Consider the following 12,416-nt stretch of genomic DNA (forward strand, 5'->3'; position numbering starts at 1 on the left):
ATTTTTAATTTAACTGTTCTAATTGTAACTAATATCTGCAATGTAAGCGGTGAACAACTGCACGTATTGACAAAATAAAGAACGGACTAAGCAATTTCTTAGCCCGTTCTTTATTGCTATTTATGGCATGCTACTTGAACCTGTTTTGCCCAAGGCAAATAAGCCGTAAGATCCTCATCAATACGGTTAGGGAGATACTTGAATAGATATCTAAAATACTCCACCACATCTAGGTTATTCTCTTTAGCTGTTTCAACTAAGGAATAATAGACCGCACAAGCTTTAGCTCCAGCTACTGACTGAGCGAATAAACTATTCTTGCGGATTATTGTTGAAAAACGAATTGATTGTTCAATGTCGTTATTACTTAATGGCACTTGACCATCTTCAAAAATCCGATATACTCGCTGCTCCAATTTTAAGGTACTTTCAATGTGGGTCCGCAACTTATTATTTGTCTTGTGAACTACCTGTTTGAGGAATTCAAAGAATTCATCAACCGCAGGTTTTAAGCGTAATATCCGTTGCTTTAACTTCTCCTCCTTGGTTTCGTACTCCAGCTGCTGTTCAATTTCAAAGATCTTACCAATCCTCTTTACTATTTGAATTGCTAATGACTTTTTCAGTATTTTCCTACTGTCCTTGATGATGTTAATAAACCACCGCCGAATGTGGACGAGACAAGCTCCAAATTTTATCTGCTCGTGTTTATCTTCGTTATAAGCGACATAGTCGTCACATTCGATAATTCCACGGTAATCATCACCGACTAACTCCTCAACCGTCTTTCCTTTCCGGCCGTGACGATAGTTAAACTGGATAATTGGATATTTACTGAACTCTTTGGTAGTTCTAATCACCCAGAGGTAGCCCCTCTGACTTGGTTCATCAAGTACTTTTATCGGTGTCTCATCCATATGAACCACCGGTTCTTTACGAATTCCCTTTGTCATTAGGTTAACCAGTGGTTCAAGGTACGTCTCTGATACTGAAATAACACTTCTGACAAGTGATGATTTATTTACTGGCAATCCCAGCCGTTCCCAAATCTTCTTTTGGCGATGAATTGGTACTGCCAAATTAAACTTATAATTAGCTACTTCAGCCAGAATACTACCAGATACTAAGCTATGGGGGAGTAATAATTGTGGTGTTTTACTACTTTTAATTACCGTTTCGCCAGTCTTCTTCTCGCATTCTTGACACTTATAAGTTTCCTGACAATGGTTAATACAACGAAGTTGTGGTGGAATAAGTTCGACTTCACGACTATTTACTCGCTTACCAATCTTGTTCATTTCGTGCTGACAAGTTGGACATTGGGTATCTTCGAGCGGGGTGAGCTCCTCAACTTGTGGTAAAGAGTCCAAAAAAGCAGCCCGTCCCTGAGAATTCTTTCGTTCCTGGTGACGCACTACCTTTTTCTTTTCAATAACTTCAATTTCAGTTACTTCAGTCTCCGTCAAGTCGATATCACTATCAACTAAGGCAGCTAACTGTTCATCATCAAATAGAGACCCTTGTCCTTTTACAACGGTCTCGAATTTTTCAGTTTTTTTTCCAAAAATCATCCGTTGCAGTTGACGGACCATTTCTTCAAGTTCTTCGTTTCGTTCCAAAGCCTTCTTTAACCGAGCTTTCAATTCCTGATTTTCTTTTTCTGCTGGAGTCATCGTGCGTCACCTCCTTAATATGATCTTCCAGCATTATATCAAAAATTTGGTGTAAGAAAAGCCCTGATTTAATAGAAAATTCCCGTCTTAGCGGGGCTCACGCTCCGTGGTGGAATCGGGTTTATCCCGACTAGTAATTCCTTAATTTGTCTCCTTGTCAGTAACTTAGCTTCTTGACCATGACGCGGCCAAAGAAGGTGGCCATTTTCATACCTTTTATAGAGTAAAATGAAGCCTTCACCATCCCAGTACAATCCCTTAAAGCGATCACTCCGTGTTCCACAGAACAAAAATAGTGAATTATCGTAAATATCCAGCCCATAATTTTCTGCAACGATCATTGCTAAACCATCGATACCTTTCCGAAGGTCAGTTTTACCACAAACGAGGTAAACATGATCAGGGGCAGTCCAATTAACTAACATGGTCCAGCACCGTAGTAATGATTTTTGCCGCTAATTCGGAGTCGACTCCTTGAAAAAGAGTCAAGCGGATATGTTTAACGTTTAATTCTATCGATCGATGAGATCGTTTCAGCGGTTTAGTAGCCGGTGTGGCCTTACTTTTGAAAATTGTTTCTACAATGTCTTGTTTTTCTTCCATACAAAGATAACCCCCTAACTGAGATTTGATGTCTTCAGTATAGGGGGTTAGCCATATGATTAATAGACGTGTCGTTATTCACCGCTTACTCTGCAATCATCACTAGTCAAATTTTGATATGTAGTTGAGAGGATGAAAATTGATCGTCCTCTCGCGAAATATAGGTAAGGATTAACAAAACTAATCTAATTTTACCTATATAATAAGGAAAGAGGCTGAGGATATTCTCAGCCCCTTTTCCTATTTAAGATCGTTACTAATTAATCAAGTAACCTCAATTAATTAGGCACGACGCTTGTTAACACCGGCAAGGCCAAGCATACCAACCAAGGCGGCTACACCAAGGCCAGCAGCGGCAACGGATGATTCGTTACCAGTTTGTGGCAAGGTAGCTTGCTTAGTTGAAGCAGAAGCTGCAGCCTTAGCAGAAGCTAACTTAACTTGTGCCGTGTTACCATTAGCACCCTTAACAGCTACCGTGTTAGCAGTTGAAGTAGCTGCGGAGTCATTTTCACCCTTAGCAGCGTCTGAACTGTTTGCACTTGAGTTTGCTGATGAGTTAGCAGAACTGTTTGCGCTTGAGTTTGCTGATGAGTTAGCAGAGCTGTTTGCACTTGAGTTTGCTGATGAGTTAGTGTTGCCATTTTGCTTGTTGAATTCAGCCAACAATGCTTCGTAAGCGGCCTTAGCGTCAGCAGCCTTTTGTTCAAGGGCCTTTTGTTGTGCTACCGCAGCGTCGTAATTAGCTTGAGCCTTGGATACAGCACCCATAGCGTTCTTGGAGTCAGCCAAAGTCTTCTTAGCTAATGCAACCTTAGCAGCGGCGGCATCAGAAGCAGCCTTAGCAGTCTTGTAATTGTTCAATGCCTTTACGTAAGCAGGCTTTGCTTCAGCATTCGCCAAGTCAGCCTTCTTAGCAGCCAATTGGCTGTTGTGACGTACCTTAACAAGTTGAGCAACCTTCAAAGTATTTTGAGCATCAGTCAATTGCTTTTGAAGAGCATCACGCTTCATCTTAGCATTAGCTTGATCAATACCTAACTTTTCACTAGTTGGTTCCTTAGCAAGAGCTGCATTGGCAGCATCAAGATCCTTTTGGGCATCATTAAGTTGAGCTTGTAAAGCATCAACCTTGGCTTGGTCAGCGGCAATCGTCTTGTCGTCATTAACCGTACCATTTTCTAAGTTCTTAACAGCAGCGGATGCTGAGGTAACACCAGTTTCGGCAGCAGCGTTGTCAAGTGCCGTCTTAGCAGCAGCCGTGTTAGCAGAAGTAGTAGCAGCCTTTTGTTCAAGGTTAGCTAATTGATCAGATGAAGGTAAGTTGTTGTCCAACTTAGCTTGTTGGTAAGCAGCCTTAGCAGCGTCAACCGCCTTTTGAGCAGCTAAGTAAAGAGCTTCGTGGTTAGCCTTAGCAGCTTCGTACTTAGCCTTTAATGCAGGAAGTTCATCATTGAGCTTCTTAGCATCCATGATTGCTTGGTCAGCATCATTCAAAGGAGTTACCCCATTGTCGTAATCAACGGCCTTTTGGGCTTCCTTCGTAGCAGCCTTAGCAGCAGCTAACTTACTTTGCCAGTCAGCTAACTTACCAGCGTATTGTTGCTTCAAAGCAGTTGCTTCAGCCACAGCTTGTTGAGCAGTAGCGTATGCTTGTTGAGCAGCTTCATAGTCAGCACCGGAAGTGATACCAGCTTGCTTGTAGTCCCAAAGTTCGTCATTAGCAGCCTTTTCAGCAGCAGTTTCAGAAGCAATAACACTGTCTTGAACCTTAACAGCGGCTGATAATTCATCAACTTGCTTTTGCGCAGCAGCTTGCTTAGCTTGGGCAGATGCTAATGTCTTAGCATTAGTTTCAGCTTCAGCACGGAAGTTGTTGTAAGCTGATTGCCAGTTTGCGTGACTAGCTAAGTAGTCAGAAGCAGAGTTGTAAGGCAGCAGCTGATTCAGCATCAGCAGCCTTGTATGAAGAGTTTAATGCTTCGTTTTCAGCAGAAATTGCGGCGTTAGCAGATGCTAAAGCATCCTTAACGTTAGCAACACCTTGGTTAGCTGACTTAGCAGCGCTCAATGCGTCAGAAGCAGATTGAACGTTTGCCTTGTTAGCATCAGCGTTTGAAGCAGCTGCAGAAGCAGTAGCAGAAGCGGATTGAACATCAGCAGAAGTTACCTTGGCTGCTTCAGAAGAAGCCGTAGCTGAGGAAGTTGATGCTGATGAAGTTTGAGCAGTTGGTAATTCTCCTGCATTAGCTGGCGTAGTAGCAGCCTTTGCATTTGCCCCACCATATACTAAAGTAGTACCAAGCAGAACAGAAGCCACACCAACACTAAGCTTAGCTAAGCCATACTTAGGTGCCTTAACGGCTTTCTTTTCTGCATTCATCTTTACATTGTTCTTAGAGTACATAAAGAATCCTCCCTTAAAAAAACATAATTTATTGTTTTCAACGGTAAGTTTACCCCCCAACATGTTTCGTCAATAAAAAATTCACATTTTCTTTGCAAAAGTTATAGTAGATTTTTTTATAATTACTGATACTTAATTTTTTAAATAACTTTTTAAAGAAATTCATCACAAAGCGTTGGCAAATTCTTAATTAATTAAAGGTTACTCCATAAAAATGGCTCAAAATTATTTATTTATCAAAACCTGCTTATTTAACAATTTCTTATAGAAAATAAAGGGGCTGGGAAGAAACTCATGTTTCTTCCCAGCCCCTCTTTCATCTCCGAAGATTACTCAGTAACTAAGGTCAAAGCAGTAGCTGAATGGCAGTTGCTTCCCTAACGGTCGCACCAACCGATTCAGCCTTGCATGGGCTCACAAACGCCAAACCAGTTGGCTGGTTCGCTCCAAATCACGGCCTTAGCGGATAAGTGTGAACGAAAGGTCGATTCTAATGAATCAACCTTCGTCCTTCTTATCCCAACCAGGCCGTCAAGGAGCTTTTTCCCCAACCTCCAATTGGCGCTTAAAATTTACCCGATTTACTTATCTTGTTCATTACGCAGCTTATACGAGTCATGAATGGATTCATGGTTATGAATCCGGACTAAGGCATCCTTAATCAAGGGAGCTACCGATAAACGCACAAGCTTTTCAAATCGTTTTTCTTCGGGCACCGCAATCGTATTAGTTACAATTACTTGTTTTAATTCATTACAAGCTTGGAGCTCTTGAGCCGCATTTCCTGAGAGAACTGCATGGGTGGCAACCCCATAAATATCCTTCGCCCCAAACTTCTTTAATAATTTGGCAGAAGATGTCATGCGGTTACCAGTGTCGACAATATCGTCAACAATAATTGCCGTTTTGCCCTTAACATCCCCAATAATCATATCAGGTATATGTTCATCTTCTTCAAGGCCACGGTGGGATTCCGTCCGTTTGTCAACGATCGCAATCGGGGCCCCACCGATTAATTCAGCAAAGCGACGCACCATGTTAACTCCGGCATGATCAGGAGCAACGACCACAATATCATTCGTTAATTGATGGTCAATAAAGTAGTTTATCAAAGTTGGTGCGGCCATCAAGTGGTCGACTGGAATATCGAAAAAGCCCTGAACCTGCGGTGCATGCAAATCAATCGTAATTAGCCGGTTGATTTGATCCATTTCTAAGAGGTTAGCCACTAACTTCGCCGTAATTGGTTCCCGGGAACGGGCCTTCCGATCTTGCCGTGCATACCCATAGTATGGCATCACCACATTAACTTGCTTGGCACTCGCCCGCCGTAAAGCATCCACCATGATGAGCAGTTCCATTAAGTTTGTGTTTACTGGATCTGAGCCCGCTTGAATAACGTAGACTTCACAACCACGGACACTTTCATCAATCGTAACCGCGATTTCACCATCCGCAAAGTGACTCACCGTACAATCGCTAAGCGGTATCCCTAACAATTCAGCCACCTTTTTGGCCAGGGGCTGATTTGAATTCAAAGCAAATAAACGGACTTGTTCCGCATTCTTCATTTCAGTCATTTTTCCATCCTTCTGATTAATTGAAACACCAATTCATGCTAATTATCACAAGTTCAGACCAGAATTGCAAGCAGAATCTAGTCGAGAGCAAAATTGATAGACGCTTAACAATCAGCGGGCACAATCCCATCCATGCCAATCATTGGGTCAACCTGATTTTCCAGCACCATTGCCGGTGTTAATTCCGTTGGCAATGGTTTCTCAGCGGATTTAAGCGGGGCCGTTGCTTGCTTATCAAAAGGCAAACCATCACTTCCCGTCGTTAAGTTTGGATCAGCAGGAGCGGTGATCGGTGCTTCAGTTTTAATCACCGCTTTTTCAGTTGGCTTTGCTTGTGACTTAGCCACCGGTTGCTTTTCCCCAACCAATAGCCCGGTGATCCGTTGACTAAGGGTGGTATGCCGATAATTGGTTGCCGTTTCCGCACAACGAACAAAGGCCCGAGGATCGCCAATCATCATCAAGGCTTGGGCCGCTCGAGTTACGGCCGTATACAGTAAATTCCGCCGCATAATCGTTGGGGCTTTTAAACTGTTCGGAAAATAATCCATTACCATTGGCAAAATTACGACTGGTGCCTGACTCCCCTGGGCCTTATGGATCGTCATACAATAAGCTAGTTGTAACGCTCCAACGTCTTGGGGCCGGGTGTATTCAACCTCGGTGCCATCAAAATCAACCACTAATTTAAGGTTAATTTTGGTGTCCGCACTCGTGTTTTTGGCCCGCACTCCTTCAATCGAAGTGATTAGCCCCAGGTCGCCATTAAAGACATTTTTGTCTGGATCATTTACGGTCTGCATCACCTTATCCCCGACCCGAAAAATCCGGTTGGGATTTAATTCCACTTCAGGTTTGGTAGCTGCTGGTGGGTTTAAAGCTCTTTGTAAGTGGGCATTGAGGTACTGGGTTCCCGCAAGGCCCGCATGAATTGGCGCTAATAATTGGATGTCCATCAAAGACAGGCCATGGCGTTCATGATAGAGTTTTATCGCTTGCGTGATCATTTCCGGAACGGCTGCTAGCTTAGCCGGAAAAAAGCGCCGGTGGGCATATTTTTCGGGATCACCTGGGGCAAACAAACTTGGGGTGACCTCCCCGGCATTGATCTTTTGCGCCAAGGGAATGATTGAAGAGTCAGCGGCTTGACGGTGAATATGAGTTAAACGAATTTGCGGCAGGGCTTCAACCGCTAAAAGATCCCGGAAGACTTGGCCCGGCCCGACTGATGGCAATTGGTCAAAGTCCCCAACTAAAACTACCCGGGTTGCTGGCCCGACAGCACTAATCAAGGCTGAAAACAAGGTTAAGCTCGCCATTGACATTTCATCAACGATCAACAACTTACCATCAAGTTCTTCAAAATCAGCACTTACTAAGTCATCATCCGTAATGTCGGCGGTTAAACCTAAAAGACGATGAATCGTTGAAGCTTCAATCCCGGTGACCGCGCTAATTTGTTTAGCTGCCCGTCCAGTTGGTGCAACAAGTAAAACATCACTTGGTGAAACAGATGGATCAAGTTTTAAAAAGGTATTCACAATTCCCTTAACAATTGTCGTTTTCCCGGTTCCGGGTCCCCCGGTTAATAGCAGTAATGGTTGTTTGAGGGCCATCGTAATCGCTTTTTGTTGGACTTCGTCATAATCAAAATCTTGCTCCGCCTCAACTTCCGCTAACTTTGCTTGTAGGCGTTTATCAGTCGGAATTTTAACCTTTGAATCTTTTAAAATTGTCCGGAGGCAATCCGCAATTTGCCATTCAGCTTGGGATAAAGCCGCTGGATAAACCTGGTCACCCTCAGTTACTAGGCGTTCATTGGCAACTAAGTTGGTAAACTCTGCTTCTAAACGATCTGGATTGCCACCTTTAAGAAGCCGATAGGCCGCATTTAAAAGCTGATTTTTAGGAACCCAACTGTCACCACTTTGGTTAGTTAGATTGTGACTTGCTACGATAATGGCCGCTTGAAGGCGACGAGAATCATCAACTGAAATCTGGAAAAATTGGCGGGCCAATTCATCAACTCGTTGAAAAGACAACTCATAATCTTCAAGGTCAGTTAAAACATAGGGATTGGTCGTAATTTTGGTTAAGGTTTGGACGCCAAAATGATCAAAAATTAAATTAACTAAGCGTTCGGATAAGCCGTAACGTTTTAGTTGCTCAATAATCTTTCCCGTAGTATTCCCAAAATCATGGGCGGTAAAGAAATCAATTAGTCGTTCCTGGTCACCAATCCCAAAACCACTCACCTGCTTAAGGATGGTTGGATCATCGGTGACCTGTTTCATAGCAGTTGCTCCCAAAGCTTTAAAGACCGCTTGACTCGACTTTTTGGGGGCATGTAATTTCACCCCATGATATTTAACAAAGGTTGCTAACTGGGGGGCATTTTGCGGGAGCACAACATGCACTCCGGAACAGGCAAATTGCAGACCATAGCGCTTATCCTCAACTACCCGGCCTTCAAACTCGTAACGGTCACCTTCAATAATTTCACCGAGTTGACCCTTAACGGTAATTTCGCCTTGATCCCATTCAAAATTTTTTTCCTCAACACTAATCGCCGCAATCCGAAAAAGACCCCGTTCAAAAATCACCACCTTCACCTTCCCAATGAAGGACGTTGGACCGGTGGTGGTTACCTTTTCACTGTGTTCAACTGGTTCAAAATTACCTTGACTTGCCATTTTTCTCCCTAACCTATTCGTTTAGCTTGCCGTGCGACAAACTGTTGTCCAAAGCGTGGTTTTAAGACAAGGTGTCCGATAAATTGATATTCTTCACCTTCCATTACCTCGCCAATTGGCCCACTAACCGTGATTTCGGGTCGGGTCCAATCAAAACTACACCGGACAACTCTAACAACCAGAATACGAAAGAAGCCATCGGCAAAGGTAATGTCTTGCACTACCCCCGTCAATGACCCTTCATTAACTAATTTACTTTTTGGCATGACCATCTAGCTCTTGGAGCGTATGCTCAATATCGGCAATCCGTTGCTCGCTCTTTTCATAGTAATCCAAGTCTAGTTGCTTAGCTTGGGTTAAAAACGATTCATAAGGTTCACCTAATGCCATTGCGACTAAGCCCCGGTTAAACTGGGTATCAGCTCTACCAGGATGGTGTTTGAGGATCCGATCATAGTAATCCTTGGCCGGCTTAAATTCGCCTAAAGCTAAGCATGAATCTCCTAAAACTTGGGCAATTTCTGGATCATCTGGGCGCAAGTCCAAGGCCGTTAACCCATAAGCAACTGCTTGCTTGTATTGTTTCTTCTTCATGTAGCTTTGCGCCAACATCAAGTATGAATCACCTTTTAATTTGGCATCCGTAATTTGGTTGTAATAAGCGATTACCTTATCAACTTGGCCAACTGAATAGTAGAGATTTCCAAGACCGTACTTTAACAAGTTGATTGCTTTTTGATCTCCTTTAGGCTCAAAAATCCCCAAAGCCTTCATAAATAACTCTTCGGCTTGTTCATAATCTTGTAAACGGGTTAGTAAAGAACCCAAGTCATAGTAATTATTAAACTTATCTGGCGCTTCGTCGATCGCTTCAACCAAGCGGTGGACGAGCTTTTCAGTTTGCTTTTGTTTTACTTTTTCAGTCATTTTTACACCTCTCTAAATGGTATCAGTTGGGTCGACCTTTGTTTTGTGTAAGTAACCAGTTTCATTCCATTGCAACAACTGGTAACTCTTTCCATCTACGGTTGATAAAATCGTAGTTGATGTATTACTTAACCCACCCTTATCTTTTAGATGGGCGAGCGGTAAACCAAGCAAACCGTTAATTCCGGCATTGAGCGCTGCCCCATGGGAAACAACCAAAATATTTTGCTCCGGATTCATTGCCACATACTCACCAATTGCCTCCTTAAACCGTGCGATTACCGCAGAAAAACTTTCCCCACCAATAATTTGCTCATCGTATAAATCAGCATGATGGTGGAAATTTTCTTGGATAGTTGGCCAACGCTTTGCCACATCAGCAAAGCGCATCCCTTCCATCTTGCCAAGATCAAATTCCCTTAATCGTTCATCCGTTGTCATCGGAACCGGTTGAGGTAACGCCGCAATCAACTCTTTTGCCGTCGTTTGCGCCCGCAAAAGTGGCGAAACATAGGCATGGGCAAACTTAACCGGTGCTAAGTACTTAGCTAACAGCTTAATTTCGGTTAAGCTTTCTGGCAACAGTGGCGAATCTCCATGAGCCCCTTGATAGCGTGATGCAAGATTCCATTCTGTTTTTCCGTGTCGAATAAAATAAATCTTCGTCATCGCACTCACCAATTAATCCTTTTACCAATTTCTAAATCTATGATAGCAAAGATTTGGCAAATCTGGCCAGATTTTGCTAAAAAAGTGAAAATTAATTAATATTTTTACTCCATTTACTAACGAAAACTCGATAAAAACTGCAACTTCTGGCTCTTCCTAACCGAATTAATTAGATATATTGGAGTTGCTTGTCACCACGGTAAGCGCGATCAATAATTGCACTTCCAAGACATTCTTGACCATCATAAAAGACGACCGCTTGGCCAGGCGTGATTGCGCGTGCCGGATCATCAAATTCAACGGTTACCATTGAGTCGTCATCGGCAATTGTAACGGTAACGCCCTCATCAACTTGGCGATAACGGAACTTGGCCGTACAGTGAAAATGACGACCATAACGAGCCACAACATCATCAACCCAGTGAATGTCAGAAGCTTCCAGATGGGTAGCGTACAGGTGCGGATGTTCATAACCTTGCCCAACATAAAGGACATTCTTACTCATATCCTTACCAACGACAAACCATGGATCATTGTTTTCCTTAGTTCCACCAAGACCAAGGCCCCGCCGTTGACCAATCGTGTAATACATTAATCCAGCGTGCTCACCAACGACCTTACCATCTAAGGTTTCCATTTTCCCAGGTTGAGCTGGTAAATATTGACTCAAGAATTCCTTGAAGTGACCATCTTCACCGATAAAACAGATCCCTACAGAATCCTTCTTATCAGCAACTACCAAACCAGCTTCCTTAGCAATCTGGCGAATTTCTGGCTTCGTATAGTTTGCTAAGGGGAACATCACCTTTGCTAATTGGGCATGGTCAAGTTGGGAAAGAAAGTAGGTTTGGTCCTTATGAGTATCCTTGGCCCGCATTAAATGCGCATTACCATCTTCATCCCGCTTTAGGTCAGCATAATGACCGGTGGCCACATAGTCTGCCCCCAATTGGTTTGCATATTCAATAAACGCCTTGAACTTGATTTCTTTGTTACAAATCACATCCGGGTTTGGTGTCCGGCCCTTTTTGTATTCCGCAATGAAATACTTGAAGACCCGATCCCAATACTCTTTTTCAAAGTTAACGGAATAATATGGGATCCCAATTTGGCTCGCGACTTTTGCGACATCCTTATAGTCTTCTGTTGCCGTACAAACACCATTTTCATCGGTATCATCCCAGTTTTTCATGAAGACACCCACCACGTCATATCCTTGACGCTTGAGTAAAAGGGCGGTCACACTTGAATCGACACCGCCACTCATCCCCACAACAACCCGGGTTTGACTGTTATCAGCCATGCATAAATCACCATCATTTCTCATAGATTCTGGATCGAATTACGATTGAAGGTCGCATGTCCAGTAATGACCATTGTACCAAAGTTTTAATCTGTGGTCATGCTAAACTACTAAGGCCACTAATTTAAAGGTTGAAACGGAGCCGACACAACTTAACCTTTATTAGTGGCCTTTATCATTAAACCGGCATGCCTGCGAGAAGTTTTTCTCCCGACCTACCCCTTCTTGACAAATAATCCCCGTTCAACCATTTCATCAAGGATGAAGTGGTACTGTAAGGTAAATTCTTTGCTCCGGGCATGCTTAAAAATATTTACCTTATTAAATCCTGTGGCGTTGACCGTTTCCATTTTCATCCCACTTAAATCACTAGCAACCGTAATGATTAATCGAGCAGCAGGCTTAAAGGGGTTTTTCCGGTCTAAGGAGCCACTATATTTATAGTTTCCGCGTTTAGTTTTTTCAAAACCCAGGTCAAGTAAGGTATATGGTTTCATTTCTGGACTGATTTCATAAGTATCTTTGTCCCCTTGAACCTTAACGGCTGGTAAAAATTCCATC

The 12,416-nt window shown here is 43.0% G+C and carries 12 protein-coding genes; all 12 read right to left on the minus strand.

The window, feature by feature from the left end; all coding sequences use genetic code 11:
* Window positions 1-116 precede the first annotated feature (116 nt).
* On the minus strand, window positions 117-1,673 hold the full coding sequence (locus tag GTO83_RS07135) for an IS66 family transposase (protein ID WP_180869618.1): 1,557 nt from the start codon (window positions 1,671-1,673) through the stop codon (window positions 117-119).
* 68 nt (window positions 1,674-1,741) lie between these two features.
* On the minus strand, window positions 1,742-2,098 hold the full coding sequence (gene tnpB / locus GTO83_RS07140; protein ID WP_180869620.1) for an IS66 family insertion sequence element accessory protein TnpB: 357 nt from the start codon (window positions 2,096-2,098) through the stop codon (window positions 1,742-1,744).
* Window positions 2,088-2,276 (minus strand): hypothetical protein, encoded by a 189-nt coding sequence (locus GTO83_RS07145; protein WP_056994980.1) that lies wholly within the window; start codon window positions 2,274-2,276, stop codon window positions 2,088-2,090. Before GTO83_RS07145 ends, tnpB begins: the two co-directional genes overlap by 11 nt.
* A 282-nt stretch (window positions 2,277-2,558) precedes the next feature.
* Window positions 2,559-4,229: an LPXTG cell wall anchor domain-containing protein gene (locus GTO83_RS07150; RefSeq protein WP_180870042.1), complete on the minus strand. Its 1,671-nt coding sequence runs from the start codon at window positions 4,227-4,229 to the stop codon at window positions 2,559-2,561.
* On the minus strand, window positions 4,192-4,683 hold the full coding sequence (locus GTO83_RS07155) for a YSIRK-type signal peptide-containing protein (RefSeq protein ID WP_180870044.1): 492 nt from the start codon (window positions 4,681-4,683) through the stop codon (window positions 4,192-4,194). Before GTO83_RS07155 ends, GTO83_RS07150 begins: the two co-directional genes overlap by 38 nt.
* Window positions 4,684-5,264: 581 nt before the next feature.
* Window positions 5,265-6,263, minus strand: coding sequence for a ribose-phosphate pyrophosphokinase (locus GTO83_RS07160; protein ID WP_180870046.1), 999 nt, complete (start codon window positions 6,261-6,263; stop codon window positions 5,265-5,267).
* A gap of 104 nt (window positions 6,264-6,367) precedes the next feature.
* Complete coding sequence (locus tag GTO83_RS07165; protein ID WP_180870047.1) at window positions 6,368-8,956, minus strand: ATP-dependent RecD-like DNA helicase; 2,589 nt, start codon at window positions 8,954-8,956, stop codon at window positions 6,368-6,370.
* Between the two features lie 8 nt (window positions 8,957-8,964).
* A complete protein-coding gene (locus GTO83_RS07170; RefSeq protein ID WP_180870049.1) occupies window positions 8,965-9,222 on the minus strand; it encodes a hypothetical protein in 258 nt (85 codons plus the stop codon).
* Window positions 9,209-9,883: a tetratricopeptide repeat protein gene (locus GTO83_RS07175; RefSeq protein WP_180870051.1), complete on the minus strand. Its 675-nt coding sequence runs from the start codon at window positions 9,881-9,883 to the stop codon at window positions 9,209-9,211. The genes GTO83_RS07170 and GTO83_RS07175 overlap by 14 nt, the downstream gene beginning before the upstream one ends.
* A 12-nt stretch (window positions 9,884-9,895) precedes the next feature.
* Entirely contained in the window at window positions 9,896-10,552 is a 657-nt protein-coding gene (locus tag GTO83_RS07180; protein WP_180870053.1) for a histidine phosphatase family protein, read from the minus strand.
* Window positions 10,553-10,721: 169 nt separating this feature from the next.
* Window positions 10,722-11,855, minus strand: a complete 1,134-nt coding sequence (gene mnmA, locus GTO83_RS07185) for a tRNA 2-thiouridine(34) synthase MnmA (RefSeq protein WP_180870055.1) — start codon at window positions 11,853-11,855, stop codon at window positions 10,722-10,724.
* 215 nt (window positions 11,856-12,070) lie between these two features.
* Window positions 12,071-12,415 (minus strand): cysteine desulfurase, encoded by a 345-nt coding sequence (locus GTO83_RS07190; protein ID WP_180870057.1) that lies wholly within the window; start codon window positions 12,413-12,415, stop codon window positions 12,071-12,073.
* Between the last annotated feature and the right edge of the window lies 1 nt (window position 12,416).

The sequence above is a fragment of the Lactobacillus sp. 3B(2020) genome (assembly GCF_013487845.1).
GTDB lineage: Bacteria > Bacillota > Bacilli > Lactobacillales > Lactobacillaceae > Limosilactobacillus > Limosilactobacillus alvi.

Coding starts and splice junctions, on each gene's coding strand:
- GTO83_RS07135 (WP_180869618.1), bottom strand. CDS start 1,673: ATGACTCCAGCAGAAAAAGAAAATCAGGAATTGAAAGCTCGGTTAAAG.
- tnpB (WP_180869620.1), bottom strand. CDS start 2,098: ATGTTAGTTAATTGGACTGCCCCTGATCATGTTTACCTCGTTTGTGGT.
- GTO83_RS07145 (WP_056994980.1), bottom strand. CDS start 2,276: ATGGAAGAAAAACAAGACATTGTAGAAACAATTTTCAAAAGTAAGGCC.
- GTO83_RS07150 (WP_180870042.1), bottom strand. CDS start 4,229: ATGCTGAATCAGCTGCTGCCTTACAACTCTGCTTCTGACTACTTAGCT.
- GTO83_RS07155 (WP_180870044.1), bottom strand. CDS start 4,683: ATGTACTCTAAGAACAATGTAAAGATGAATGCAGAAAAGAAAGCCGTT.
- GTO83_RS07160 (WP_180870046.1), bottom strand. CDS start 6,263: ATGACTGAAATGAAGAATGCGGAACAAGTCCGTTTATTTGCTTTGAAT.
- GTO83_RS07165 (WP_180870047.1), bottom strand. CDS start 8,956: ATGGCAAGTCAAGGTAATTTTGAACCAGTTGAACACAGTGAAAAGGTA.
- GTO83_RS07170 (WP_180870049.1), bottom strand. CDS start 9,222: ATGCCAAAAAGTAAATTAGTTAATGAAGGGTCATTGACGGGGGTAGTG.
- GTO83_RS07175 (WP_180870051.1), bottom strand. CDS start 9,883: ATGACTGAAAAAGTAAAACAAAAGCAAACTGAAAAGCTCGTCCACCGC.
- GTO83_RS07180 (WP_180870053.1), bottom strand. CDS start 10,552: ATGACGAAGATTTATTTTATTCGACACGGAAAAACAGAATGGAATCTT.
- mnmA (WP_180870055.1), bottom strand. CDS start 11,855: ATGGCTGATAACAGTCAAACCCGGGTTGTTGTGGGGATGAGTGGCGGT.
- GTO83_RS07190 (WP_180870057.1), bottom strand. CDS start 12,415: ATGGAATTTTTACCAGCCGTTAAGGTTCAAGGGGACAAAGATACTTAT.